Source organism: Bradyrhizobium sp. T-1 (genome assembly GCF_053592855.1).
Genome location: NZ_CM132115.1, coordinates 2,568,360 through 2,593,142 on the forward strand (window position 1 = coordinate 2,568,360; position 24,783 = coordinate 2,593,142).

The window sequence follows — 24,783 nt, forward strand, 5'->3', positions numbered from 1 at the left end:
CCTTGACAAGATAGTTTATGCTTCAATATTTTAAGCTTAAAATATTCTTGGAGCGAGGACATGCGCATAGTCTGTATCGGCGGCGGCCCCGCCGGTCTCTATCTGGGCCTCCTGATGAAGCGCCGACATCCAGGGCACTCCATCACGGTGGTCGAACGCAACAAGCCCTACGATACGTTTGGTTGGGGTGTCGTGTTCTCCGACGCCATGATGACTGCAATGCGCGTCGCCGATCCCGAAAGCGCCGCCGAAATCGAGGATGCGTTCAATCATTGGGATGACATCGAGCTCATCTTCAAGGGAACGCGCCAGCGCACGAGCGGCCATGGCTTCATCGGTATCGGACGCAAGCATCTGCTCAACATCCTGCAACGGCGTTGCGAGGCGCTAGGCGTCGAGCTGATCTTCGAGCGTGAGGTTGAGTCTGATCTCGATTTTCCGGATGCCGATTTGATTGTCGCCTCCGACGGTGTCAATTCCCGGATCCGCACGCGTTATGCCGAACAATTCCAGCCGGACATGGTGATCCGGCCGAACCGCTTCATCTGGCTCGGCACCAAGAAGTTGTTCGACGCGTTCACGTTCGATTTCCAGAGAACCGAGCACGGTTGGTTCCAGGCGCACATTTACAAGTTCGACAGCGAAACCTCGACCTTCATCGTCGAGACCACGGAAGAAGCCTACAAGGCCCACGGGCTGGACGAGCTCGATCAGCAGGCTTCGATCGACTTCTGCGAAAAGATCTTCGCCGAGACGCTCGATGGCGCGAAGCTCCTGACCAATGCCCGCCATCTGCGCGGTTCGGCTTGGCTGAATTTCAGCCGCCTGATCTGCGGCAAATGGAGCGTGTTCAACGGCAAGTCGCATGTCGTACTGATGGGAGATGCCGCGCACACCGCGCATTTCGCCATCGGCTCAGGCACCAAGCTCGCACTCGACGACGCCATCGAACTTGTCAATCAGTTCGATCGTCATGGTCACGATCTCGCCAACATTGCGACAGTGCTGGAGGCCTATGAGGAGCTGCGCCGTGTCGATGTCGCGCGCATCCAAAATGCCGCGCGGAATGCCATGGAGTGGTTCGAGGTGGTGGGGCGCCGCTATGCCGACACGCTCGAGCCGCCGCAGTTCTTTTATTCTATGCTGACGCGCTCCCAGCGCATCAGCCACGAGAATCTCCGCCTACGCGATCGCACCTGGCTGGAGGATTTTGAGCGCTGGTACGCGGCGCGTGCGGGCATCAATGTCCGGGATGGCGAGCGGGTGCCGCCCCCGATGCTGACGCCACACCGCGTGCGCGGCCTGACGCTTGCGAATCGGATCGTGGTCTCACCGATGGCAATGTATTCGGCGCAGGACGGGCTCATCAACGACTTCCACATCGCCCATCTCGGTGCGCGCGCCATGGGTGGTGCCGGGCTGATCTTCGCCGAAATGACTTGCGTCTCGTCGGATGCGCGCATCACACCAGGCTGTCTAGGGCTCTGGAACGACGCGCAGGCTGAGCAGTGGCGCCGCCTCGTCGATCTGATCCACAGCCTTGGGCATGCCAAAGTGGGCATTCAGCTTGGTCATGCCGGGCGCAAGGGCGCGACGCGAGTCCCCTGGGAGGGAATAGATCAGCCTCTTAAGTCTGGCGACTGGCCGTTGATCTCTGCATCGGCGTTGCCTTACCTCCCTCACAGCCAGTTGCCGAGGTCGATGGATGGCAGCGACTTGGATCGCGTGCGTGACGATCACGTTGCCGCGACGCGTCGGGCAGCTGAGGCTGGCGTCGAATGGCTCGAACTCCATTGCGCTCATGGCTACCTCTTGTCGAGCTTCCTGTCGCCATTGACCAACCGGCGATCCGATAGGTACGGCGGTGGTCACGAGAATCGAGCGCGCTATCCGTTGGAGGTATTCAAGGCGATGCGGGCGGTATGGCCGTCGGAGCGACCGATGTCGGTTCGGCTCTCCTGCCATGACTGGACCGAGGGCGGCAACACGCCCGCCGATGCAGCAATCTTTGCAGCAATGTTCAAGGATGCGGGCGCCGACATGATCGATTGCTCGTCGGGACAGGTCTGGAAGGAGGAGCGGCCGATCTATGGGAGATTGTTCCAGACGCCGTTCGCCGATCTGATCCGCAATGAGATTGGCATCGAGACCATCGCGGTGGGTGCGATCTCGGAGGCAGATCACGCCAACTCGATCCTGGCAGCCGGCCGAGCCGATCTCTGTGCGATCGCGCGGCCGCATCTTGCCGATCCCGCGTGGACCTTACATGAAGCCGCGCGTATCGGGATCACGGCCGTCAACTGGCCGAAACAGTACCTGTCGGCAAAAGTACAGTACGAAACCAATCTGGCGCGTTCCGCAGCGCAAGTGTCAGCAAAATGAGCGCCACCCAACCTCTCGCCGGCCGCCACGCGCTCGTGACCGGCGCCGGCAGTGGCATTGGGGCAGCTATTGCCACTTCGTTGGCGGGTGCCGGTGCGCGTGTCAGTCTAGCCGGCCGTAGACGTCAGCCTCTCGATGACGTCAGTCGCACGCTGCCGAGGGGAGCAAGTCTCGTAGTTGATGATTTCGACGTGACCGATCAGGCGGCGATCGCTCGTGGCATTCAGGCCGCGCGCGAATTGTTTGGGCCGATCTCGATCTTGATCAACAACGCGGGGGAAGCACCCAGTGCGCCGTTCGAGAAGACCGAGGCGGCAGTATGGGCTCGAGTGCTCTCGGTTGACCTCACCGGGATCTTTCTGGTCACTCAAGCAGTGCTGCCGGACCTCAAGCAGCTTGGTGCCGGCGCGCGCATCGTGAACGTGGCATCAACCGCCGGCCTGGTAGGGTACGCCTATGTAACGGCCTATTGCGCGGCCAAGCATGGTGTCGTGGGTCTTACCCGCGCCCTGGCGCTCGAGGTTGCGCGCAGCGGAGTAACGGTGAACGTGGTTTGCCCGGGCTTTACGGAAACGCCTCTCATCGAGCGCGCCATTGACACGATCGTCGCCAAGACTGGAAAATCCCGCGATGCGGCGATCGCTGAGCTCGTCAAATCGAACCCGCAAGGAAGGTTGGTAAAACCCGACGAGGTTGCCGACGCCGTGCTCTGGCTCGTCTCGCCGGGGGCGTCGTCAATCAATGGCCAGGCGATAGTGGTTGCAGGTGGAGAGGTGATGGCGGGATGAGTGAGCAATCTGCAATGCAGGAAGGACGCCGACCGTTCGCGTCCTACGCCGCGAAACACCTAAGATTCGAAGCCAGCACCGATGGGCGTGTTGCGATCATTCGCCTGAATCGTCCCGAACGCAAGAATCCGCTGTCGTTCGAGAGCTATGCTGAATTGCGCGATCTATTTCGTGATCTCGTCTACGCGTCGGACATTCGGTCGGTGGTGTTGACGGGCTCCGGCGGAAACTTCTGCTCGGGTGGTGACGTCTTCGAGATCATCGAGCCCCTGACGCGAATGCGGATGCATGATCTTCTTGCATTCACGCGTATGACGGGCGACCTGGTTCGTGCGATGCGCAAATGTCCGCAGCAGATCATCGCTGCTGTGGATGGAATATGCGCCGGTGCAGGAGCAATCCTGGCGATGGCGTCGGATTTGCGATTGGCCACTCCTGAAGCCAAGACGGCCTTTCTCTTTACGCGCGTCGGGCTCGCCGGGGCGGATATGGGGGCATGTGGCATCCTGCCGCGCATCATCGGTCAGGGACGTGCGGCGGAGCTTCTCGCCACGGGTCGCGCTATGACAGCCCAGGAAGGCCATAGGTGGGGCTTCTACAACGCCCTGCATTCGAGCGGCGATTTGGACGTTGAGGCGGTCGCATTGGCCCGTACTTTTGCCGACGGACCGTGGTTTGCGCACGGAATCACCAAGACGATGATGAACCAGGAATGGGCGATGGGCATCGACGAGATGATCGAGTCCGAAGCGCAGGCACAAGCAATCTGCATGGCCACGGGAGACTTCCGTCGAGCTTTTGAGGCCTTCGCTTCCAAACGCAAGCCAACCTTTGAAGGTGTCTGATGGGATCCCCCGCAAAAACGATTGTTCGCGATTGGATAGAGTGGCCGTTCTTCGATCAGCGTCACCGAGCTCTCGGAGATGAGCTCGACCGTTTCGTAAACTCAGGCGCTATCGCAGCGATCGATCACACCGATGTCGATGGCGCATGCAGAAAAATCGTCCGGGCGTTGGGCGAAGCCGGCCTACTGGATTGCGCGGTTGCTACACCAAATGGTGACGCTGGTTCGATTGACTCTCGATCGATCTGCCTTGCTCGCGAGTCTCTTGCCTACGCCGATGGCCTCGCTGACTTCGCATTTGCCATGCAGGGCCTCGGTTCTGGCGCAATCGCAATTGCGGGCTCGCCCGAGCTTCGGTCACGAGTGCTGCCCAAGGTACGGGCGGGTGAGTGGCTTGCGGCATTCGCCCTTTCGGAGAAGGAAGCGGGCTCGGACGTCGCGGCTATGGCCTGCTCCGCTCGCGCCGAGGACAATGCCTACATCCTCGACGGCGAGAAGACCTGGATCTCCAATGGAGGGATCGCCGACGTCTACACATTGTTCGCGCGAACCGGCGAAGCGCCGGGTGCTCGCGGCATTTCGGCGTTTGTCCTGTTTCCCGATGACCCGGGTTTCAGCATCGCCGAGCGGATAGATGTGATCGCTCCGCACCCGCTAGCCACACTGCGTTGCACTAATTGTCGGATACCCGCCGAGCGCATGTTAGGAACGCCGGGCGGAGGCTTCAAGATTGCGATGCAGACGCTCGACATCTTCCGTGCGTCTGTTGCGGCAGCATCTCTTGGATTTGCGCGCAGGGCACTCGACGAGGCGCTTCTGCACGCGCGAAATCGTCGGATGTTCGGTGCGACGCTGTCGGACTTTCAATTGACTCAGGCCGCGTTGGGCGACATGGCGACCGAGACCGACGCCGCGGCTATGTTGACGTACCGGGCCGCGTGGCGCCGCGATGTCCAGAAGCTGCCGACCACTCGGGAAGCGGCGATGGCCAAGCTGGCAGCTACCGAAACGGCCCAACGCGTGATTGATCGCGCAGTCCAGATGTTCGGCGGTCGCGGTGTAAGAAAGGGGGAAGTCGTGGAGAGCCTCTATCGGGAGATTCGCGCGCTGAGAATTTACGAAGGTGCCACCGAGGTACAGAAATTGATCATTGCACGCGAACTTCTCAAGTCGCGATGAGGACCAGACATGTCGTTACAAGAGCTTGATTGGAATGATCCGTTTGCACTTGAAAGTCAACTGACGGAAGAGGAGCGGATGGTCGAAAAGACAGCCCGAGACTATGCACAAGCCAGGCTCGCGCCACGAGTTAGAGATGCTTTCCGTCACGAGAAGACTGACGTGGCAATCTTCAGGGAAATGGGTGAACTCGGATTTCTTGGATGTACCGTCTCGCCTGAGTTCGGTGGTGCCGGCCTAGGCTACGTTGCCTATGGCCTCATTGCGCGTGAGGTCGAACGCGTCGATTCGGGATATCGCTCGATGATGAGCGTACAGTCGTCCCTCGTTATGACGCCGATTGAATCGTTCGGCTCTGTCGCTCAGAAGCAGAAGTATCTTCCGAAGTTGGCGACGGGCGAGTGGATCGGCTGCTTTGGCCTGACAGAGCCGGATCATGGCTCGGACCCAGGATCGATGGCCACGCGGGCCAAGAAGGTAGCCGGTGGATACTCCCTCAGCGGTAGCAAGACGTGGATTACAAATGCCCCCATCGCCGATCTCTTTCTGGTCTGGGCAAAATCCGAGGATGGTCTAATCCGTGGATATTTGATCGAGAAGGGCGCAAAGGGTCTGAGTGCACCGGCTATTCATGGGAAGGTCGGACTGCGAGCTTCCATCACCGGCGAGATCGTTCTCGACGGCGTGTTCGTTCCGGAAGAGAACGTTTTGCCGAACGTAACGGGATTAAAGGGTCCATTTACTTGCCTCAATTCGGCAAGGTTCGGCATCGCGTGGGGTGCCCTGGGCGCAGCCGAGGCGTGCTACTCCGTCGCCCGGTCCTATGTACTGGAGCGCAAACAATTCGGGCGGCCGCTCGGTGCCAACCAGTTGATCCAAAAGAAGCTCGCGGACATGGTGACTGAAGTCGGTCTCGGTTTGCAGGGGTGCTTGCGGCTCGGTCGAATGAAGGAAGAAGGGCATCCGCCCGTTGAGTTGACCTCGATCCTCAAACGCAATTCATGCGGTAAAGCCTTGGAGATCGCTCGTGTCGCGCGCGACATGCTTGGTGGAAATGGCATCTCAGACGAGTTCGCAGTCGCTCGGCATCTCGTAAATCTCGAGGTGGTCAACACCTATGAGGGAACACATGACGTCCATGCTCTCATCATCGGTCGGGGACTTACTGGGATCGCTGCATTTGCGAACTAGGCGGATGCTTAATAGGAGAATTGGGAACACAGATGTACAAGACTCTACAACCTGAAGGCTGGGCTAAGCCGATCGGCTATGCCAACGGCGTAAGCGCGAGAGGTCGCACCGTCTTCGTTGGAGGACAGATTGGCTGGAACAAGGATTGCAAATTCGAAAGCGACGATCTGGTTGACCAGATCGGTCAAGCTCTTGAGAACATCGTTTCGGTCCTGGCGTGCGATGGCGGAGGACCCGAGCACATCACGACCATCACCTGGTATCTTACTGATCGTCGGGACTATCTGGCACGGCTTAGACAAATCGGAGAAACGTATCGTCAAGTGATGGGACGGCACTTTCCTGCCATGACAGCCGTCGAAGTGTCTGCACTGATAGAAGACCGCGCTAAAGTCGAAGTGCAAGCGACCGCCGTTATTCCTGATTGAGAAGCGTGCCCTACGTCGGGCGATGCGGGCTTCGTGATCTACTGTGCGTCGATGAGGCTACACGGATTTTGCAGCCCGCTGGCCGATACCCAAAAGGTTATACCAATTGCGTGGCCGCGGAAGGGCGAATCGTCGTCACTGGCGGCGTGATCGGCTGGGACGCTGAGGAACGTCTTGCCGATGGCCTCGTGCCGCGCGTCCGTCAGACCTCGAGCAACATCGCGGTCATTCTTGCCGAAGGCGGCGCTCGGCCCGAGCATCTCGTGCGTCTCATCTGGTACGTCGTTGATATGGACGAGTATCTGGCGAATCTGACGGGCTTGGGCCAGGCGGACCGAGAGATATTTTTTTCAGCGATAGCGCTGGTTCAGGTCGTTCGCCTGGTCGAGAAGGCGGCGCGAGTTGAAATCGAGGCGACGACCGTGCTACCGCGCGCTGATGCGCGAACAAGGCTGCAAAGAAAGCAGACTAGCGTTGGCAGAGGCCATGAAGGAGAGTAAGCCGTGAACGAAGTGGTCAAGCTTGAGCGTCATGACGAAGTCGGGATCGTCACGGTCGACAGCCCTCCGGTCAACGCGCTGAGTGCCGCGGTCCGCGGTGGCATCCTGGACTGCATCAAGGCCGCAATCGCCGATCCCGCCATCAAAGGCATCGTGCTGACCTGTGCCGGCCGCACCTTCATTGCGGGTGCCGACATCACCGAATTCGGCAAGCCGCCAAAGCCGCCCGCCCTCAACGACGTGCTGTCCGAGATCGAGAACTCGCCGAAGCCGGTGGTTGCCGCGATTCACGGCACCGCGCTCGGCGGCGGCCTCGAGGTTGCGCTCGCCTGTCATTATCGCGTCGCCGTCAAGGAAGCCAAGCTCGGCTTGCCCGAGGTGAAGCTCGGCCTGCTGCCGGGCGCCGGCGGCACCCAGCGCCTGCCGCGCGCGGTCGGTCCCGAGCTCGCGGTCAAGATGATCGTCGGCGGTGATCCCATTGGTGCGGCGGAAGCGCTCAAGAACGGCCTGATCGAGGAAATCATCGAGGGGCCGGCATCGGGCGGCGAGGCCTTCGTGCGAAAGCTGCTGGCCGAGAAGCGTCCGCTGCGGCGCCTGCGCGACGACGATTCCAAGATCGCGGCGGCCAAGGCGGACCGCTCGATCTTCACCAATGCGGTCGCCGCCATGACCAAGAAGTCGCGCGGCCTGGAGGCGCCGTTCGCCGCCGCCGACGCCGTGGGCTACGCCATTGACCTACCCTTCGACGAAGGCCTGAAGAAGGAGCGCGAGGGTTTTCTGAAGCTCGTCGCCAGCGATCAGTCCAAGGCGCAACGTTATGCGTTCTTCGCCGAGCGCGAGGCTGCCAAGATCGCGGGCGTTCCTGACGGCACCAAATCGCGTCCCGTGAACCGTGTCGCCATCCTCGGCGCCGGCACCATGGGCGGCGGCATCGCGATGTCCTTTGCCAATGCCGGCGTTCCCGTCACGCTGATCGAGACCGGCGAGGAGCAGCTCAAGCGCGGCATGGGTATCATGCAGAAGAACTGGGAAGCGACGGCCGCGCGTGGCGGCATTCCCGCGGATGCGCCCGCCAAGCGCATGGCGCTGATCAACGGCGTCGTCGGCATCGAGAATGTCGGCGATGCCGACCTCGTCATCGAGGCCGTGTTCGAGACCATGGCGGTGAAGAAGGAAGTGTTCGGCAAGCTCGACCAGTACGCCAAGCCGGGCGCCGTGCTTGCCTCCAACACCTCGTATCTGAACATCGACGAGATCGCCAAGTCGACCAAGCGTCCGCAGGACGTGCTCGGCATGCACTTCTTCTCGCCGGCCAACGTCATGAAGTTGTGCGAGATCGTCCGCGCCGACAAGACCGCGCCGGATGCGCTGGTGACTGCGGTGACGATCGCGCGCAAGATTGCCAAGGTGCCGGCCGTGGTCGGCGTCTGCGACGGCTTTGTCGGCAATCGCATGCTCGCCCAGCGCGGCAAGCAGTCCGAGAAGCTGCTGTTCGAGGGCGCGCTGCCGCAGCAGGTCGATGCCGTCGTGACCAAATTCGGCATGCCGATGGGTCCGTTCGCGATGGGCGACCTCGCCGGCCTCGACATCGGCTGGCGCTCGCGGAAAGATCGCGGCATCAAGTCGGAAATCGCGGATGCGCTGTGCGAAGCCGGCCGCTTCGGCCAGAAGACCGGCAAGGGCTACTACAAGTACGAAGCCGGCTCCCGCGCGGCGCTGCCCGATCCGGAGGTCGAGAAGCTGATCGACGAGACGCTGCTGCGCCTGGGGCGCAAGAAGCGCGTCGTCAGCGACGAGGAGATCCTCGAGCGCATGATGTACCCGATGATCAACGAGGGCGCGAAGATCCTCGAAGAGGGTATCGCGGCGCGTCCTAGCGACATCGACGTGGTCTGGCTCTATGGCTATGGCTGGCCGATCTACCGGGGCGGTCCGATGTTCTGGGCCGACAGCGTCGGCCTCAAGCACATCGCCGATCGCCTTTCCTTCTACGCCAAGGAGACCAACGATCCGAGCCTCGAGCCCGCCCCGCTGCTGAAGAAGCTCGCGGCAGAAGGCAAGACGTTCGCGTCACTTGCGGCAGCATCGAAAGCAGCGTGATGAGAGCGGGTATCTCACCACCATCGTCAGCGTTTAGCACGCTGACGATATCAGTTCCCCGGCGAAGCTATCAACGACCTGAGAGGACGGTTACGTACGCCCGGGCAGGTTTTGATGAGCTGAGCGAAAATGCCCGCTGGCTGCTCACGTCGGGGACACCTGGGCTTGCGATTGACGGCAAGCTACCGTCCGACATCGCAGGCCAGGCTGACATGGTGGCCGCAAATTATCGACATGCTGGCGTTAGCCGGATGACAATGCACGTAAAGGTGACGCACTATCTGCTGCGCGCCGAGGATATTCCTGCCTATGTCGAGGTTCGGACAGGATTTCTTTGAGGACGCCCGGCCAGACCCCATGCTGTTGGTGAGCGAATCTGCAGTCGTTTCAAGGAGCTTCCTGCAATTCATCCGATCGAGGACGCGCGCTCTCTGCTGCATCGATGCATGGCGGGCCGATCATTTATCCGCCCTGATCCTGATGAATGCCGGCCCCTGAAATTTCTGGCGTGGTACGATATTCATAAAGAGGGCACGCAGCCATCAGTACGTCGAGGTCACTCAGTTATGAGCTCTCCCATTGGGAACTTCTTCGCCGTCTTTGGGCCGTTGCACCTGATTGCAAGTCTGTGTGGGTGCTATGCGAACCAGATCAACTGAGACAATGGCGATGAAATCTCGCTGCACCCAGCTCACCGGATTGCGCATGGAGCCTCGATACGTCACGCAAAGGCTGAACGGAAGAGCCCGGTTAGATAACTCGCTTTTGAGATACGAGAGCGAGATCGAATACGCGATGTGTAGGAAGGGCCAATATTAATCGCTCTCGGCTAAGCGTTTCCAGCTGGCGTTCGCTGCGTCAACGTGCTCGACCTTGCGGCGAGCCAGCCGAGTGTCGCAATTGGCGTTCATTCGCGAGCGCGGTCATAAGAACATCTTCGGGTATCGAATTGCCCCAATCATTCATGCTGTAGAGGATCCCTTCAAGCGAGAATCCCAGGGGCGTTAGTTCGTAAACCACCCTTGGAGGCGTTTCGGCAAAGGCCGTGCGTATCACAAGCCCATTCTGCTCGAACCGGCGCAGTCGATGAGTAAGCGTGTGTGCGCTGATACCTACCAACGCTTTGCGTAGGTCCATGAAGCGCTGAGGACCGTGCAAAAGCTCTCTAATAATAAGGGTGGCCCAAGGGCCGCCGAGGAGGAGAAGGAAGCGTTCGACTCCACATGACGGTAACTGTGCCTTTCGAGCCATACGAAAGTCCCCATTAGTGCATTTGACGTAACTGATGCCGTAAATGCATTAACATAGACACAGTTGCTGCACTATTGAGATTTTCGTGTTTCATATATTGACCGTTGCTCCGGAAGTGGATCGCTCGGGATTGCTATTCGAACGTATGGGCTCGGCTAAGTCGCATCGAAGCCGCTACAACATGGGCATGAGAGCAGGGGGAGCGATGATATCGAAACCAGGTTTAGGATGGCCCTTTGATCAATCTCCGTTTCACCAAGGCGAGCGGGCGTTGCACGAGCTGTACGGGCGAAGGCAGCAAATTGACTTCGCCGCGCGCCGAGTGATCCAAGACCACTTAACCGAACAGCATCGCGTCTTCTTTGGTCAGCTTCCGTTTGTTCTGATCGGAAGCGTTGACCATGAAGGGCAACCCTGGGCATCGATGCTGGTTGGGCGGCCCGGTTTCATGCACTCGACTAATCCTGTAATTCTTCGCTTCGAAGCGGATCCGCTCCCCGGCGATCCGTTACCTCGCCACTTGGTCGATGGCGCACCGATCGGTGTGCTCGGTATCGAGCTTCCGACGCGCCGCCGCAATCGTATCAGCGGTCGTTTTTTGGAACTGGATGAGAGGGGCTTTGCAATTCGAGTGGTTCAGAGCTTTGGGAACTGCCCGCAGTACATTCAAGGACGCGAGTTGGAGTTTCTACAGGAACGACCGAGCGCGAGCATTGAGCATTCTGATCGGCTTACTCAGCATGACATAACTATGCTTGCTGGTGCCGATGCGTTCTACATTGCGAGTGCCAGTCCGGGCGGACCGGAAGATATTTCGGCGGGAGCTGACGTGTCGCACCGTGGCGGGCGGCCCGGGTTTATTCGTATTGATGATGATAGAACGATTACGACCCCAGACTTTGTCGGAAATTATGTCTTCAACACACTAGGCAACTTGTCAGTAGAGCCGCGTGCTGGTTTGCTGTTCGCGGACTTCAAGTCTGGGGACGTAACCATGATAGCTTGCCGATCCGAGGTGATTTGGGAGGGAGAAGAATTAAGGAGCTTTGCGGGCGCGCAAAGGCTTGTCCGCTTTCACATTAAACAGATTATCAGGTTGTGCGGCGCGTTACCGTTTCGAGCGGTCGGATCGACAGAAGTATCAACCGAGATCGAGGGAACGGGTACCTGGTCGGAGGCGGTACAGGCCCAGAAAGCAAGCCGTGAACTAACGCGGTGGCGACCATTTCGAATTGTCAAGAAGGATAAAGAAAGTAGAAACATTGTTTCCTTTGTGCTTGAGCCGGCGGACGATGGAGGCGTTGCTGCGCACCTGGCCGGACAGTTTTTGCCTATCAAAGTGCCAGCTGGGGATGACGGCTCGCATCTAGTTAGGTCTTACTCGTTGTCTGAGGTGGCCAATGGCCGGACCTACAGAATTAGCGTGAAACGCGACGGGATTGCCTCTTGTTGGCTTCATGACCGTCCCACAGGCGCAGTTCTTGACGTGCTCCCGCCGCGAGGCGAGTTTATCTTCAACACTGCCACTCGAAAGCCAGTAATGCTGATCTCCGCTGGAGTCGGCGTTACTCCAATGGTGGCGATCGTGAATAGTCTTCTAGTCAATGACATGCGGACGCGTCATGCTGAGCCGATCATCTGGCTGCAGGCGGCTCGGAATGGTGGCAATCTCGCTTTTGCTGCACACATAATTCACAAGGTCCGTCATCATGCGAACTTGTCAGCGCACTTCGTTCTCAGTGCGCCAAACCGGGAAGACCAGGCTGGAAGGCTTGCTGACCACGTCGGCCGGATCGACCGCGACGTTCTGGCCCGTTTGTTGCCCACATCCGACATAGACGCGTATTTGTGTGGCCCTGGCGGCTTCATGCAGTCGATCTATGACGCACTCCTCGGCCTGGGGGTGCCGGACCGACAGATTCATTTCGAGTCGTTCGGCCCGGCAAGGGTATTGCGTAAGCAAGAGAAAATACGCCCCGCTGGTTCGAGCCAATTGATCAGATTTGGGCGTACTGGAAAGGCCATCGCCTGGAGTTCGTCTTTTGGCTCTCTACTCGGCGCGGCTGGTGTGGCGGGTGTTACTGCTCCTTATGGCTGCAAATCGGGTGTATGTGGATCTTGTGCCGCGCGCTTGGTCAGGGGATCTGTGACTTATACACTGCCACCTGTCGCCGAACTGGACGATTCAGAGATATTGCTTTGCTGCACGGTGCCGGAGGGCAAAGATGAGGTCGTCATCGACGTGTGAAATTGCGCTTGCTGGAGCAAACCAAGGGAACGTTGGGTGATACGAAGCGATCATCGAAGTCGAAGAACAACATAATGGGAAGCGGTTCCTGGCCGAGGGAGATGGAATCAACAACGCGCAGGAGCAGGCGAGCCCAGTTGGAGTCGCCAAAGTCGATGACATTTTCATCGGCCTCGCGGGAAACCTTGGCGCGGACTTCATCGACCAACGTCTTTCGAAATGGCACGCCATCCTTGTACCGGTGCGTGTCGCATGTAGTGCTGGCCGTCGGAGCTCAAGAATCGCTTCCTGCACGATCCCAGCAGATGCTCGGTCGTCCCCGAGCCGAGTACTCGAACCTCGCGTCAAACGCCAAGTTTACGACGCCGCCGTCCTCCCAGGCATATCGCGCCTTCTGCCGATAGGCGACACTCGTTTCATCCAGAAACGCTGATCTCAAGGTCAAAGCGATAACGATCGACAACGGTGCCGGCGAGATCAACTTTAGTGCAAGTGCTTGTCCAGCGGCCGGCAACGCGCGCCCGCACGAATGTATAGTCGTCGATTAAGGACATCTGCACTTTTGTTCGGCTTGGGAGCGCCATCGCAATCGGGCGTGCGCGGCGTTGTATCCAGACAAAGCCGTAGGACCGATTATAGTGTCCGCAATATCGTGGAACGGCTTACCGTCAACGATGGAGCCGAGGGGGCAATTGGCACAGGCGATACCTCGCGTGTCGAAGAGGGGGCCGTAGTTCATCCCGACTCGGACCCACCACGCCTGAGATGCAGTTGTAGCTTCCCGGTTGCCCATCCTCGGACGAGCCAAAGTCGCTGGCGACGATTGAATAGAGTTTACCTTCATATGCATGAGGCGCCACGTTTAGTGATCAAAGCTGAAATTGGATCGTCGAGTTCGACAGGTTGGCAACTTGAAACTGTCCGCGACCACGCAGGCGGTCTCGATTGCTGGGTCCGTGTCACCAACCCGAGCGGCTCAACCAGTGCATCTGGTGGAGCAGTGTAAGGTGCCGCCCCAATCGGTTGCCAAGTAGCAGCACGTTTACGACAAGATTTTCCCATTAGTGCATTTGACTTAACCGGTGAATCTCTTGCACCAACAAATTCTCAGTGCATGCCTGATACTAAGGAGAGTTCATGGCTTATGTCGTCCACGGCGCCACAGGCGCACAGGGTGGTCCCCTTGAGGCCGTTTGTTAGCTGCAGGGAAGGTGGGTGCTCGGCACGCACGGTAAAGGCGAGCGGAGCGTTCTGGACCACGGCTCCGTGAACTCCCGGCCAACGTTATCGACGAGCGCACCAGCGCACAAAAGCTGCTGGCTGACGCCGCGCACCGTGAGACAGTAGCTCGCCGAAATCTAAAACGTCACACGGGCGAAATGCCTGATCACAAAAACATTCGCTCCGCGGCGCTCGCGCCGTAGCTCCCGCTCCATCAATTTAGCTAGGCCTTAGGAGGTCATCATGAGCATCAATCCTTTCGGCGCTGATCTGTTCGCTGGATTCTATAACGTTAATGATCCCGAGGCCGCGACGCGCCTGGTAGCTGAACGGGTCGCTGACGACTTCGTCGACCATGCGCCGGCCTTCGGGGCGACGCCAAATAAGGCGGGATTCGCCAAGACGGTCGGCTTCATCAACAGCGCATTCCGCCAAGTGTATCACATTGATCGTCTCATCGAGCAGGGCGAGACGGCGGTGGCGATCTGGCATGCGGACGTCACACATGTTGGACAATTTCTGCACATCGCCCCAACGGGACGAAGTTTCCGCCTGAATGGCATCACCGCTTATGCGATACGCAACGGCAAGATCACTGCACATTGGGAACAGTTCGATGTGCTCGCAATTCTCGTGACATTAGGAGTCGTCCCTCCGCTGCGGGGGTAATCATCTCCGTTATCCAGTTGAGGCCTGCTTTCGCTTTTATCCGCGAAAAGCAGGCTCACTGCTATGCCCTAATCGAATTGAGCTAGGTTAGCCCCTTCAGCTCGAAGTGCTGCTTGCTCGCACTCGAAGCGGGCCTGCCGGCGGGCGTCTTCAACGTCGTCGCCTGGCCGGGCCGCGTCGTCGCCGACGCACTGGTCAATCACCTTGATTTCGACAAGGTCACCTTCACCGGGCGTGGGTCGTGGAATGATGAAAGGCGCGGCCGGCAAATTCAAGCGCGTCTCGCTCGAGGTCGGCGGCAAATCGGCCAAACGTTATCTTCGACGATGCCAATCTCGAAGCAGCTTCGAAAGCCGCGGCCTCCCGGATCTTCTCCAACGCCGGCCAGATATGCTCGGCCGGCTCCCGCGTGTTGGCGCAGGAGAGGGCCTATGACGAAGTCGTCGAACGTCTTGCTGCGCGCGCCAAGTCCCTGAAGATGGGCGATCCGCTCGACAGCAAGACTGCGCTTGGCCCCGTCATCTTCGAGAAGCAGATGAAGTCGATCCTCGACTATGTCGACATCGGCCGTCAGGAGGGGGCGACCCTCGTACCGGCGGGAAGCGGGGCGCCGAGCGCGGCTACTTCATTGGCCCTGCGGCGTTTGCGAATGTCGAACACGAGATGCGGATCTCGCAGGGGGAAATCTTCGGCCGGGTTGTCAGCGTCATCAAGTTCAGGGATGAGGCCGGCGCTTTGCGGATCGCCAACGGCACGGCCTACAGCGTCGCCGCTGGCGTCTGGAGCGGCGACATCGGCAAGCTCCAGCATTTTGCGGGCCCGCGTCGGCCCGGTCCGGATGAATACCATGGTTACGCCGACGTGCGCCTGCCCTGGGGCGGCGAACGCGACTCCGGCCTTGGCCGCGAGCACAGCACCGCTGCGCTCGACAATTTTACCGAGTGCATACGTTCCGTTCGTCTGGGGCGCATTGTTCGGGGTCGGCGAAGCGCGCTTCGACGACGCCTATTTCAGCACCAGCTTCTGCACGGCGCGGCCCAAGGAATTCCGCTTCGCCGGAGATACGCCGCAGGCGGTGCGCGTCAGCGATCCCTTCGCGCAGTTCGCGCCGGGCGAAGCCAAGCCGAACAGGAGCTACTCGTCGCTGACGACGTTCGTTCGCTGAGGGAAGACGCCGGTGCAGGACGAAGCCCCCCACCAGACCAGTTGAGATCTATTCCGCGGGACTTTCCATGGTTACTTCCTGCCTGACGTCGTCGCGGGCGAGGATCATCAAGAGGCCGACGATGATGAACTCGACCACGGCAAAGGCAATGAAGGCCCCGGTGAACAGGCCGGCGGAGGCGTCGATGATGGCGCCCATCATCCAGGGGGCCACGAACGCCGAGAAGATGCCGAATACTTCGGCATAGCCGATCGCCGCTGGCGCGAGCGCATCGGAATACTTTTCGCTCAACAGGGCAAAGATCGCGCCGCCGCCAAGCAGCGCAACGCCGCTGAGCGCTGCAAACAACACCAGCATTCCGAATGGCATCGGCGTGACTACGCTCCACAGGAACATCAGTGCCGTGAGGAAGGCAAGGAACGAGGTGAGCTTGATCATGAAGAGCTTGCCCAATCGGTCAGACATGTAACCACCGATCACCAGGAACAGCACCTGAGACAGTCCCATCACGGTGCCGATCACAGCGCCGGATTCCGGCACCATGTGCTGCACGGTGATGAAGGCCGGCACGACCCAGGTGGCCGTGCCGGCGATCGCGAAGGTGCAGGCCACGATGCCGAAGCCGCCCACCGCGATCCATTTCGAACGGAAGATTTCGCCGAGTGGCAGATGCTGTTGTTGTGCCTCGTTGCCCCAGGTGAAGCCGTCGAGGCCGAGCTCGCGCGGATTGTTGCGGACGACGAGCGCGTCGATCGCTGCAACGATCAGCGTGCCCACTGCCAGCACGGCGAAGAAGAACCGCCAGCCGGCTGCGATCGTCAGAGGAATGCCGAGTGCAAAATCCATGGTGATGGCGAGGCTGTAGGCGGCAAGAATGATGCCTACCACCGAGCCCCGCCGACTTTGAGGAAACCAGCCGAAGATCAGCTTCATATTGCCGATGAAGATGCCAGCGTCGAAGAAGCCGATTGCGAGCCGCAGCAATACGAGCTGCATGTAGCTCTGTACGAACACCTGGAGCACCATGCCGAGGCCGGTGCCCGCAAGTCCGATCAGCAGCATATTGCGCGCCGTCATTGCGCGGCTGACCGGCGACCACACCACCATTCCGACGCCGTAGGTCAGCGCAAAGATGCCCTGTGCCAGCCCTGCCTCAGCGGGATTGAGTTTCAGGCTTTCCGAGACGAAGGGCAGTACTGCGGCGAAGGCGTACCAGTCCGCGGCAAGAAAGATCTCGCAGAGGATGGCGAGTGCCAGCATTCCCTTCTGCCATCGTCCAATCCGCTGGCGGTCGCTCTCGGAAATCGTCGTCCAGTTGGTCATCAGCATGGTCATCATCCGTCTTTGCGGGGTGCGTATCGTCGGGGCAAAAGCGCGGCGTCAGGTCGGCGGCGGCAGGAATTCGACCTCGTGCTCGGCGGCGCGTCGCACGACCTCCTGCGGATCGGGGAGGTTATGGATGCGCTCGAACAGCTCCTTCAGCGAGCGCGTTGGAGCCACCCAGAACAGGCTTGTCGCTGTCTCGCCCGACTTGTTGAAGATGCCGTGGGGAATGCCCTTGGGCATGCGCACGAGATCGCCGGCTTTGGCAACGAAATCTCTGCCATCGAGCCAGAGATCGTATCGGCCGGTCAGCACATAGACGAACTCGTCCTGGGTCCGATGCACGTGCGGCGGCACGAAGGTTCCGTCCGGAAACACGGCGTGCCAGGCCATTGAGGCCTCGGAATGTTGCTTGAGCGTGTAGGTCTGGCCCAGAATGTTCCAGACGATGTTGCCGAAACCTTCCTTGGAAGGGGTTACGCCCGGGGGCATCTCGATCATGCTTATGTCCTCTATTGCTGGATTCAATCGGCAAGGAAGTCGATGACGTGTTGCGCGGCAGCGGGCGTCTCTTCGAAGACGAGATGGCCCGTCGCGGGCACCAGCGTCATGCGGGCGTCGGGTAGGCCGGCCCTCCAGGCGTGCGCCTGTGCCGTCGGACGCAACCGGTCAGCCGCGCCCCACAACACCAGCGTCGGCATCGAAATCCGATGCAGCCAGTTCGCAAGCTTCGGATTACCCTGCGGCTCGCTGCGGATCAGCTTGGCAAAGCCCGTGACCTCCCGACCCAGGCGCTCGTCGAAGCTGGGATCGGGCACCTTTGGGAAGTAACGCAGCGCCGCTGCGGGATCGTGCGCGAGATAGGCCGGCAATTCCTGCGGCGCGATCTCGAACAATCCCGGGGCGGGCGCGCTCGGCACCACGAGGCCGGCTGGCGCGACCAGCACCAGCTTGCGCACGCGCTGCGCCTGGCGGATCGCGTACTCTGCGGCGAGCCATCCGCCAAGCGAGAAGCCGGCGAGGTCGAACTGCGCAAGCGCGAGCTTGTCGAAGAGATCCATGTAGTGGAGGACGTGATCCTCGATCGTGTCGATCGCAGCGGCATCACCGGAGTCGCCAAAGCCGACGTGATAGGGAATGATCACGGTGTGCCGCTTCGCCCAGTCGCGCGCCATCTCGAAGCCGGTGAAGGTGCCGGTGCCGTGTAGGAACACCAGCTCCGGACCGCTTCCGATCGTGTGGACGACCGTCCGCACTCCGTTGATGTCGTACTCCGCGCGCGTGAAGCCGGTGAGATCGGGCGAGGGTTTGACGGTATCAAGCATGGCGCTATCTCCGGTTGAGGTCGTCAGGTCGTGTGATGCGAAGGACTCTCATGCGGCGTTCGCCTGGCGACCGTTGAGAAGCATGGCGAACTGCTCGACGGCATTGGCGAGCCGTGCTGCGATGATTGGAGAGAGCGATTCATCCGGCTCGAACTCGCCACTGCTAGCGTAGATCGCGGTCGAGATGGTGCAAGCCTCGAAGAACCCGAACAGGGGACGGAGTTGGTGCTCGACCACCAGCGAGTGGCGCAGGCCGCCGCCGACGGCGGTGAGCAGCACCGGGCGATTGCGCAGCGCGCCTGGTTCGATCAGGTCGAATACGTGCTTGAACAAGCCTGGATAGGAGCCCTGGAATACCGGGCAGCCGATCACAAGGCCGTCGGCCTGCTCGATCGCCTCGACGACGGCGCGGGCCTGGCCGTCGAGGCCGATGCGAGTAAAGGCGGCTATGCCTGAGCCGGCATCAACGAGGTCGAGGACGTCGGTCTCGAGTCCATGCTGCCCGAGCAGGTCAGCCGCGACGGCTTCCACCAGCACGCGCGACTTCGCCGGTCGCCAACTGTTACCGCAGAATCCAACGATGCGGGATGTCCTCACGTTCACGCCCTTCATGTCTGGCCGCACGCTCAGCCCGTTACCCCGAACACGGTCCACTGCGCATCGGGACCGGGGAGACCGAGCAGGGCGCGGCCGCATTCCTCGACGATCTGGTCGGCCATCAGGATGTGCTGGGTGCCGGAGTGGATGTCGCGATAGAACCGCTGCATCGGCGTGTTGTGCAGCGAGGCGCCTCGGGCAGCGCGGTGCGCGAAGGTCCCGACATCAGACAGCACGTCGTGGATGTGGCGCAGCGACAGCTTCATCATGGTCATCTGGTCCAGCGACGGAGGTTCGCCGCTGGCGCAGGTGTCCGAGACCTCCTTCCAGGTTTCGTGCACCAGCGCGCAAGCCGCGCGGAAGCGCGCTTCGGCCTGAGCGAACTGAAACTTGAAGCTCGCGCTTTCGCACGATTTGCCGAAGGGATCCTGGCGCTGGACGATCACCTTCACGAGTTCGTCGAGCATGCGGCGTCCAGCTCCGACCGCCCAGGCCGAATGCGACCAGGCGCTGTAGCCCGCCAGTCCCAGAGCACCCTGCACACCGCCGCGCCGCGGCGCGCCGATGTCGAAGTCGTAGGTCATGTGGGTCGGCACGAACAGCTCGTCGCCTTCGCTCAGCGTATAGTCAAAACTTCCGGTGGCACGCAGGCCGAGCACGTCCCAATTGCCCATCAGCTTGATCGTCGAGCGCGGATGGTGGGTTACGACGATCTTGGGCTTGCCGTTTGGGCCGAGCACCATGTTCTTGCCGGATGCGTCCGTCAGGAAGCAGCCGGAATGCACCCACTCGGCATGCTGGATGCCGCTGCCATAGGCCCAGTTGCCGCGGATCATGTACCCACCGTCGACCGGGCGGGCGAAACCGCGTGGAACGCCGTTGCCGGCAATGGTGATATCGGGGCCGCCAGCGAAGACTTTTCTTATGCCCTCATCCTCGATGTAGATGGCGAGTGTCGTTCCTTCCATGTTGCAGCCGATCGCACACCAGCCAGCGGATGCGTGGGTGTAGGCGAGACGCTCGATCACGGTCATGGCGTCGTAGGGAAGAAGCTCAGCGCCGCCGACCTCCTTAGGAAACAGCATGTTGTAGATGCCGGCCTTGCGCAGCGCGGCCACCACGTCATCGGTGAGATAGCCCTGCGCCTCGGCCTGAGCGGCCCTCGATTCGACCAATGGCAGCAGGGCGTCGAGGCGCGCATGAAATTCGGCCACCGTTGGCGTTGCGGTTGACTTTACGGCGCGCTGCACAGAAAGGCTCATGGTCGATGTCTCCACGTCAGGCTGTTGGTCGCCCGCGCGCATTGACGGCGGCGGGAAGGCTTGGATCGGCGGGAACACGGGGGCGGCTTTTCGCAAAACGATTCCGCCGCGCGCCAATCCAGTTGGCACGTGTGATGAACGGCTTGCGATGGTGTCGACGTGTCCCCGTCGGAACCGCGCAAAGGTCGTCGCGCGATTACGATCGTTGAATGCTAGAGACGAGGCAGGCAAACCGGCAATCCCCCATGATGGGGGGGGCGATAATGGTGCGCTGCCGCAAAGCTGAGCTGTTAGAACGAGGCTTTGACGCTTCTTTTCGCTTGACCAAGCAACAGGCAAGGAAGAAATTTTAGGCTTATAATAATCGGCAATTCCGCGTCGTCGCTTCGGGCACGACACGATCTCGCGAGGAGCGGTGGTGAGAGCCGAGCAGGAGCATTTTGATGGTCTGCCCGAGCGGCTCGCAGATCGGCTGCTCTCTATCGCCGAGAGCCGGTCGGTACGGTCGCTCGGCATTGCCTGCTGTTCCGCGATTGCGGAAATGACGGGATCGCCGACCGTTGGTCTCTATCTGCTCGACGGGCTGACGCCCGAGTTGGTCTACAGTAGTCACGTCGCGGAAGGCCTGCTCGAAAACTACAAGGCCGGCTTCTGGAAGTGTGATCCCGTGCTCGACTGCATCATGACCAGGGGCCGCGCGGCAGACGGTGAAACCGTAGTCGGCCCGCAGCGGTGGCGGCACAGTCCGTCCTTCGAGATGCTGCACGAGTGGGGTCTAGCCTACAACATGGGCGGGCCGCTGTGGTCCAGCCACAAGATCGTCGGCGTGCTGTTCACCGCGACGACAGATACGGACGCGCCCTACACGTCGCGGACACGGCAGCGCATGGAAGTGCTATGCCGTGCCGGTTCGCTTGCTTTGACGAATATGACGAATGCGCGCGAGATCGAGGCGCATCGCGGCCCTATCCCGGCTCCCGAGCCTGCCGCGACGCTTTCGGCATCGCTTCCGCCGCGTTCAGCCGATGTGGCCGTTCGCGTCTGTCGCGGCCAAACCAACAAGGAGATCGCGCGGGAGATGGGAATCTCGGATCAGACCGTGAAGGAGCACGTCGCAAACCTGTGTCGCCGCTTCGGAGCGCATAATCGCACCGAGCTGGCGGCCTTCCTGCTGAGCCCGGCCAGCCGGCAATAGTCGACGAAAGCACGGGCCGCGCCCGCAATCCCTTGCGTCGCCCTCATTCGCCCTGGACCTATTCCGCCATGCCGCGCCACAGCGTGTCGCGATGCTTGGGGCGGAAGAAGCCGAAATGGCCGATCGCCTTGGCGCCGACGTCGGACGGCTTCACCGTCAGCACCTTCGGCTTGATCGCCGTGAACCCGCCGGCGAGCAGCTTGACCGCGGACCGCGTCGCCCAGGTATCGTCGGAGAAGCGCAGCGCCTGACGCAAATGTGTGGCGGAGATCGTGAATACGTACGTCATTCAGTCCCGCGGCTTTCCGGATGCGCCGCCACGGATGCTGAAGATCGGTTAGGTGCGATTTCTGCTTTCTTCCTACAATAGCGTAAGGGTTGCCGCTTACGCGAGGCAAATGCCTATAACAATGTGACCGCCGCCTCGCTCAGATGAATGGTCTTTGCACCGGCCTTGCTGTCGGGTAGTCGCAGTTCTTTCTGTTCTAGATCCACGTAGCGCCATTCAAGGGTCTGAATCTCAGACAAGCGGCAACCGGTGAGGAGCAGGACGCGGAAAGCGGCAACCGCATATTTTGTCTCCGTCTGATTTGCTGTGCTTGTCCCTTATCCCCAAGTCTCAGCGAGGTTCATCATTTTCGACAGGATTCGGTTCGCCTGGTAGGGGATACGAGAGAAGGACCGTGCAATTCTGCGACGTCTGCCGTCGTCACAGAGCGAACGTGCTGCTTTGGCAAAAAACGGATCAAGGATTAGCTCGACCGAGCGCTGATACTCTGAGCGATGGCTTTGTCGCTGAGAGCAATGCGAATGTCAGTCATGGGGGCGGATGTGAACTGCTAAAACGGTTTTCAAACGGTTTTGGCGAGCCGAGGTGTTTGAAGGTCTGGGTTCGCTGGACTGCGAAGCTATGCGACAAGTCCCTAGAAATAAAAGACCTTCGTGGCCGCTGTCGCGGCGTGGCGTAGATTCAGAAACCGTAGAGAAGCGCCCGTTTTGAACTCTTAATCAGCGGGTCCCAGGTTCGAGCCCTGGTGCGCCCACCATCCCAAGACCCTGCCTAGGCAGGGCTTTTGATTTCAGGCTCAGGTCTAAAACGCGTCTCGTGCGACGTTTTTCGTGGTCGCCCGGCCGGATTGCTGTGCGACTTTCCCTTTGTTCCGTTATCGTCACCCCATTCGATACAGCGCGCTAATCCAATGGTGCAGATCGATCACGTGCTCATCGTAGAATAGGACATTAGGGCGAGCAAAACGGACAATTAGTTCTGCCCGTCGCCGCAGGGTACGGCTTGCCGCAGAATGAGAACCGGATTGTTCGGTTCAGGGGGCAATTCACTCCTCCGCCACCAATTCCGCGATTTTGCTCTCTGTCCTGCGATTTTCACGATTTCGTTTGCCCTATGAGACCGTCGACCAGACAAGGCAGGCGGTTGCAATCGTGTGATCGGCGCGGTACCAAATCGTACCGCATGAGATCGGGCGAAGTGAATGTCCAAGGATTCAACAGCTGAGCCGAAAGGATCAATTCGGGAGCGGATCATGAGTGCTGCGTTCCAGACGATTGCCGAAAACGGCTTCTCGGGATCCAGCACGCTCGATATCGCCAGCCGGGCTCGCGTCTCCAAGCGCGAACTTTACGCTCTGTTCGGCAACAGGGACGACATCCTCCTCGCTTGCATTGTCGAGCGCGCGACCGCCATCAGCGACAGCTTGACGCTTCCAGAGGCTCAGACTGTTCGCGAGCTTACGGAGGTGTTGCGCACGTTCGGATATCGGCTCCTGAAGGGCGCAGCGCGGCCGGATGTGATCACCGCCTTCAGGTTCGCAATCGCCCGAAGCCAGGATCTTCCCGGGGCCGCGCGAACGATCGACAAACACGGCCGCCGCGCCAGCCGAGCCGCACTCTCCCGTCTTTTTGAGCAAGCTAGCGCCAAGGGCTTGGTCAAACCCGCCGATATCGACAAGATGGTGCGGGCTTACTTCGGTCTCGTTTGGTCGGACCTTCAGGTTGGGCTTCTTCTCGGAGTTTCGAAGGTGCCAGGCGACGCAGAAATCCGAGCCCTCGCCGATGATGCGGCCAGCGCGTTCATCGCGATCTACGGCGCAGCCGCCGCCTGATCTGGTGCAGCCGCTACGGCCCTAGGGCCGTACCCACATCTTTCTCAATGTAATCAAGCCTGGGTTTTGCGCCGCTGATCCAGCCTTGCAATTCGATAATGTAGATGGTACGAGTCGGTACCATTTCGGTACGATGTGGTACCAATAGGAGAAGCTCAAATGCATTGGCTCGAGGACTTCACTTACATCGGTATCCTGGCGCGACCGGTTTACGTTGGCTTGGTGTTGCTCGGCTTGGCACTGGGCCTTGGCCGGAGCGGCATTTCCCCCGAACGGCAGCGGGGGTTCTTCCTCGCGATCGCCGTTCCACTGCTCGTCTGGCTCGCGATCGCTTGGTACGCTGCTTACGTGGGGGCCTTCGTTCCCGCGGTGCCGGGACGAGGTTCGCCGGCCGTTCCGCTCGCCATTTTCGTGCCTTTGATCGTCTGGATTGCGGTGCTCAGGCGTTCGAAGGTCATGGCCGCCGTGCTCGACGCCGTCCCTTCATCGTGGCTGATCGGACTTCAAGCATACAGAGTCCTCGGAGCCGCTTTCCTGGCCCAGTGGGCAATCGGAAACGCGTCTGGCGCGTTCGCCATTCCCGCCGGTGTGGGCGACGTCATTGTTGGGCTGCTGGCGCCCCTGGCCGCAATTCTGGTCTCAAGGTTCGGAACGAACCGCTGGATTGGTTACGGCTGGAATGCACTCGGCACACTCGATCTCGTGTCTGCCGTCACCCTTGGCATTCTGAATGGCGCCGGGATCTTGCCTCCGCCCGCCAACGTCCTCGCTCCAAGCTTGGGTGCCTATCCTCTGGTCCTGGTCCCGGCCTTCACCGTGCCTCTGTCTTTCGTGCTCCACTTCCTCTCGGTGTGGCAACTCAGGAGGCGGAGCGCGAATGAGACGACTGCCGTGCGTCCGTCACTAGACCACGAGTTGGTGCTCCAACGGTAGCGATGTGTGGACGGCAGAGACGTAAACGCGCTTTCGCGTGCTTGCGCTCTGCACCAAGTGAC

23 protein-coding genes and 3 pseudogenes are annotated in these 24,783 nt (G+C 60.3%); 17 read left to right on the forward strand and 9 right to left on the reverse strand.

Going from position 1 to position 24,783, the window contains the following annotated elements; translation table 11 throughout:
- The first annotated feature begins 60 nt into the window (after window positions 1–60).
- The 9 genes and pseudogenes from ACWAT4_RS12325 to ACWAT4_RS12365 all read left to right on the forward strand — a co-directional run bounded on the left by ACWAT4_RS12325 (window position 61) and on the right by ACWAT4_RS12365 (window position 9,750).
- Window positions 61–2,382, forward strand: coding sequence for a bifunctional salicylyl-CoA 5-hydroxylase/oxidoreductase (locus ACWAT4_RS12325; protein ID WP_449730647.1), 2,322 nt, complete (start codon window positions 61–63; stop codon window positions 2,380–2,382).
- A complete protein-coding gene (locus ACWAT4_RS12330) occupies window positions 2,379–3,170 on the forward strand; it encodes an SDR family NAD(P)-dependent oxidoreductase (RefSeq protein ID WP_338310941.1) in 792 nt (263 codons plus the stop codon). Before ACWAT4_RS12325 ends, ACWAT4_RS12330 begins: the two co-directional genes overlap by 4 nt.
- Window positions 3,167–4,015: an enoyl-CoA hydratase family protein gene (locus ACWAT4_RS12335; protein WP_449730648.1), complete on the forward strand. Its 849-nt coding sequence runs from the start codon at window positions 3,167–3,169 to the stop codon at window positions 4,013–4,015. The genes ACWAT4_RS12330 and ACWAT4_RS12335 overlap by 4 nt, the downstream gene beginning before the upstream one ends.
- Window positions 4,015–5,193 (forward strand): acyl-CoA dehydrogenase family protein, encoded by a 1,179-nt coding sequence (locus ACWAT4_RS12340; protein WP_338310939.1) that lies wholly within the window; start codon window positions 4,015–4,017, stop codon window positions 5,191–5,193. Before ACWAT4_RS12335 ends, ACWAT4_RS12340 begins: the two co-directional genes overlap by 1 nt.
- Before the next feature lie 9 nt (window positions 5,194–5,202).
- Window positions 5,203–6,384 carry an acyl-CoA dehydrogenase gene (locus ACWAT4_RS12345; RefSeq protein WP_338310938.1) on the forward strand — a complete coding sequence of 394 codons (1,182 nt, stop codon included), beginning with the start codon at window positions 5,203–5,205 and terminating at the stop codon, window positions 6,382–6,384.
- A gap of 32 nt (window positions 6,385–6,416) precedes the next feature.
- Window positions 6,417–6,812: a RidA family protein gene (locus ACWAT4_RS12350; RefSeq protein ID WP_338310937.1), complete on the forward strand. Its 396-nt coding sequence runs from the start codon at window positions 6,417–6,419 to the stop codon at window positions 6,810–6,812.
- Between the two features lie 5 nt (window positions 6,813–6,817).
- A pseudogene (locus ACWAT4_RS12355) lies at window positions 6,818–7,246 on the forward strand (RidA family protein); the annotation flags it as partial.
- Between the two features lie 69 nt (window positions 7,247–7,315).
- A complete protein-coding gene (locus ACWAT4_RS12360) occupies window positions 7,316–9,412 on the forward strand; it encodes a 3-hydroxyacyl-CoA dehydrogenase NAD-binding domain-containing protein (RefSeq protein ID WP_449730649.1) in 2,097 nt (698 codons plus the stop codon).
- A complete protein-coding gene (locus tag ACWAT4_RS12365) occupies window positions 9,412–9,750 on the forward strand; it encodes a hypothetical protein (RefSeq protein WP_449730650.1) in 339 nt (112 codons plus the stop codon). Before ACWAT4_RS12360 ends, ACWAT4_RS12365 begins: the two co-directional genes overlap by 1 nt.
- Before the next feature lie 520 nt (window positions 9,751–10,270).
- Here ACWAT4_RS12365 and ACWAT4_RS12370 read toward each other — a convergent pair.
- Window positions 10,271–10,663, reverse strand: coding sequence for a winged helix-turn-helix transcriptional regulator (locus tag ACWAT4_RS12370; RefSeq protein ID WP_449730651.1), 393 nt, complete (start codon window positions 10,661–10,663; stop codon window positions 10,271–10,273).
- Window positions 10,664–10,748: 85 nt separating this feature from the next.
- Here ACWAT4_RS12370 and ACWAT4_RS12375 point away from each other — a divergent pair, with 85 nt between their 5' ends.
- Window positions 10,749–12,911 (forward strand): 2Fe-2S iron-sulfur cluster-binding protein, encoded by a 2,163-nt coding sequence (locus ACWAT4_RS12375; RefSeq protein ID WP_338310935.1) that lies wholly within the window; start codon window positions 10,749–10,751, stop codon window positions 12,909–12,911.
- Here the strand turns inward: ACWAT4_RS12375 and ACWAT4_RS12380 are convergent.
- Window positions 12,898–13,119, reverse strand: coding sequence for a hypothetical protein (locus ACWAT4_RS12380; protein ID WP_449730652.1), 222 nt, complete (start codon window positions 13,117–13,119; stop codon window positions 12,898–12,900). The two genes, ACWAT4_RS12375 and ACWAT4_RS12380, sit on opposite strands and share 14 nt — an antisense overlap.
- A 1,256-nt stretch (window positions 13,120–14,375) precedes the next feature.
- Here ACWAT4_RS12380 and ACWAT4_RS12385 point away from each other — a divergent pair.
- The 4 genes and pseudogenes from ACWAT4_RS12385 to ACWAT4_RS12400 all read left to right on the forward strand — a co-directional run bounded on the left by ACWAT4_RS12385 (window position 14,376) and on the right by ACWAT4_RS12400 (window position 15,966).
- Window positions 14,376–14,801 carry an ester cyclase gene (locus ACWAT4_RS12385; protein WP_449730653.1) on the forward strand — a complete coding sequence of 142 codons (426 nt, stop codon included), beginning with the start codon at window positions 14,376–14,378 and terminating at the stop codon, window positions 14,799–14,801.
- 113 nt (window positions 14,802–14,914) lie between these two features.
- Window positions 14,915–15,277, forward strand: coding sequence for an aldehyde dehydrogenase family protein (locus ACWAT4_RS12390; protein WP_449730654.1), 363 nt, complete (start codon window positions 14,915–14,917; stop codon window positions 15,275–15,277).
- Window positions 15,160–15,686 (forward strand): annotated as a pseudogene (locus ACWAT4_RS12395) (aldehyde dehydrogenase family protein); the annotation flags it as partial. The gene ACWAT4_RS12390 and the pseudogene ACWAT4_RS12395, both read left to right, overlap by 118 nt.
- Window positions 15,649–15,966, forward strand: coding sequence for a hypothetical protein (locus ACWAT4_RS12400; protein ID WP_449730655.1), 318 nt, complete (start codon window positions 15,649–15,651; stop codon window positions 15,964–15,966). The pseudogene ACWAT4_RS12395 and the gene ACWAT4_RS12400, both read left to right, overlap by 38 nt.
- A gap of 48 nt (window positions 15,967–16,014) precedes the next feature.
- Here the strand turns inward: ACWAT4_RS12400 and ACWAT4_RS12405 are convergent, their stop codons facing one another.
- Genes ACWAT4_RS12405 through ACWAT4_RS12425 form a run of 5 tightly spaced genes read right to left on the reverse strand, consistent with a single transcriptional unit; the run spans window position 16,015 to window position 20,473 of the window.
- The gene (locus ACWAT4_RS12405) at window positions 16,015–17,295 is read right to left on the reverse strand and encodes an MFS transporter (protein ID WP_338310933.1); all 1,281 of its coding nucleotides are present in this window, start codon (window positions 17,293–17,295) and stop codon (window positions 16,015–16,017) included.
- Between the two features lie 51 nt (window positions 17,296–17,346).
- On the reverse strand, window positions 17,347–17,790 hold the full coding sequence (locus ACWAT4_RS12410) for a cupin domain-containing protein (protein ID WP_449730656.1): 444 nt from the start codon (window positions 17,788–17,790) through the stop codon (window positions 17,347–17,349).
- A gap of 23 nt (window positions 17,791–17,813) precedes the next feature.
- Window positions 17,814–18,614 (reverse strand): alpha/beta fold hydrolase, encoded by an 801-nt coding sequence (locus tag ACWAT4_RS12415; protein ID WP_338310932.1) that lies wholly within the window; start codon window positions 18,612–18,614, stop codon window positions 17,814–17,816.
- A 48-nt stretch (window positions 18,615–18,662) separates the two neighbouring features.
- Complete coding sequence (locus ACWAT4_RS12420; RefSeq protein WP_338310931.1) at window positions 18,663–19,226, reverse strand: NAD(P)H-dependent oxidoreductase; 564 nt, start codon at window positions 19,224–19,226, stop codon at window positions 18,663–18,665.
- A gap of 14 nt (window positions 19,227–19,240) precedes the next feature.
- Window positions 19,241–20,473, reverse strand: a complete 1,233-nt coding sequence (locus ACWAT4_RS12425) for an acyl-CoA dehydrogenase family protein (protein WP_338310930.1) — start codon at window positions 20,471–20,473, stop codon at window positions 19,241–19,243.
- Between the two features lie 418 nt (window positions 20,474–20,891).
- Between ACWAT4_RS12425 and ACWAT4_RS12430 the strand changes: the two genes are divergently transcribed.
- Window positions 20,892–21,668 carry a helix-turn-helix transcriptional regulator gene (locus tag ACWAT4_RS12430; protein ID WP_338310929.1) on the forward strand — a complete coding sequence of 259 codons (777 nt, stop codon included), beginning with the start codon at window positions 20,892–20,894 and terminating at the stop codon, window positions 21,666–21,668.
- Between the two features lie 58 nt (window positions 21,669–21,726).
- Here ACWAT4_RS12430 and ACWAT4_RS12435 read toward each other — a convergent pair.
- A pseudogene (locus ACWAT4_RS12435) lies at window positions 21,727–21,918 on the reverse strand (alpha/beta fold hydrolase); the annotation flags it as partial.
- 152 nt (window positions 21,919–22,070) lie between these two features.
- Window positions 22,071–22,196, reverse strand: a complete 126-nt coding sequence (locus tag ACWAT4_RS12440) for a site-specific integrase (RefSeq protein ID WP_445083389.1) — start codon at window positions 22,194–22,196, stop codon at window positions 22,071–22,073.
- Between the two features lie 1,013 nt (window positions 22,197–23,209).
- On the opposite strand from ACWAT4_RS12440, the gene ACWAT4_RS12445 reads away from it, so the two are divergent.
- Together ACWAT4_RS12445 and ACWAT4_RS12450 are read left to right on the forward strand one after the other, a co-directional pair.
- Entirely contained in the window at window positions 23,210–23,788 is a 579-nt protein-coding gene (locus ACWAT4_RS12445) for a TetR/AcrR family transcriptional regulator (protein WP_449730657.1), read from the forward strand.
- 159 nt (window positions 23,789–23,947) lie between these two features.
- Window positions 23,948–24,721 (forward strand): hypothetical protein, encoded by a 774-nt coding sequence (locus tag ACWAT4_RS12450; RefSeq protein WP_449730658.1) that lies wholly within the window; start codon window positions 23,948–23,950, stop codon window positions 24,719–24,721.
- The last annotated feature ends 62 nt before the right edge of the window (window positions 24,722–24,783 follow it).

Coding starts and splice junctions, on each gene's coding strand:
- ACWAT4_RS12420 (WP_338310931.1), bottom strand. CDS start 19,226: ATGAAGGGCGTGAACGTGAGGACATCCCGCATCGTTGGATTCTGCGGT.
- ACWAT4_RS12385 (WP_449730653.1), top strand. CDS start 14,376: ATGAGCATCAATCCTTTCGGCGCTGATCTGTTCGCTGGATTCTATAAC.
- ACWAT4_RS12450 (WP_449730658.1), top strand. CDS start 23,948: ATGCATTGGCTCGAGGACTTCACTTACATCGGTATCCTGGCGCGACCG.
- ACWAT4_RS12350 (WP_338310937.1), top strand. CDS start 6,417: ATGTACAAGACTCTACAACCTGAAGGCTGGGCTAAGCCGATCGGCTAT.
- ACWAT4_RS12325 (WP_449730647.1), top strand. CDS start 61: ATGCGCATAGTCTGTATCGGCGGCGGCCCCGCCGGTCTCTATCTGGGC.
- ACWAT4_RS12345 (WP_338310938.1), top strand. CDS start 5,203: ATGTCGTTACAAGAGCTTGATTGGAATGATCCGTTTGCACTTGAAAGT.
- ACWAT4_RS12425 (WP_338310930.1), bottom strand. CDS start 20,473: ATGAGCCTTTCTGTGCAGCGCGCCGTAAAGTCAACCGCAACGCCAACG.
- ACWAT4_RS12415 (WP_338310932.1), bottom strand. CDS start 18,614: ATGCTTGATACCGTCAAACCCTCGCCCGATCTCACCGGCTTCACGCGC.
- ACWAT4_RS12445 (WP_449730657.1), top strand. CDS start 23,210: ATGAGTGCTGCGTTCCAGACGATTGCCGAAAACGGCTTCTCGGGATCC.
- ACWAT4_RS12370 (WP_449730651.1), bottom strand. CDS start 10,663: ATGGCTCGAAAGGCACAGTTACCGTCATGTGGAGTCGAACGCTTCCTT.
- ACWAT4_RS12330 (WP_338310941.1), top strand. CDS start 2,379: ATGAGCGCCACCCAACCTCTCGCCGGCCGCCACGCGCTCGTGACCGGC.
- ACWAT4_RS12400 (WP_449730655.1), top strand. CDS start 15,649: ATGGTTACGCCGACGTGCGCCTGCCCTGGGGCGGCGAACGCGACTCCG.
- ACWAT4_RS12340 (WP_338310939.1), top strand. CDS start 4,015: ATGGGATCCCCCGCAAAAACGATTGTTCGCGATTGGATAGAGTGGCCG.
- ACWAT4_RS12410 (WP_449730656.1), bottom strand. CDS start 17,790: ATGATCGAGATGCCCCCGGGCGTAACCCCTTCCAAGGAAGGTTTCGGC.
- ACWAT4_RS12335 (WP_449730648.1), top strand. CDS start 3,167: ATGAGTGAGCAATCTGCAATGCAGGAAGGACGCCGACCGTTCGCGTCC.
- ACWAT4_RS12405 (WP_338310933.1), bottom strand. CDS start 17,295: ATGCTGATGACCAACTGGACGACGATTTCCGAGAGCGACCGCCAGCGG.
- ACWAT4_RS12365 (WP_449730650.1), top strand. CDS start 9,412: ATGAGAGCGGGTATCTCACCACCATCGTCAGCGTTTAGCACGCTGACG.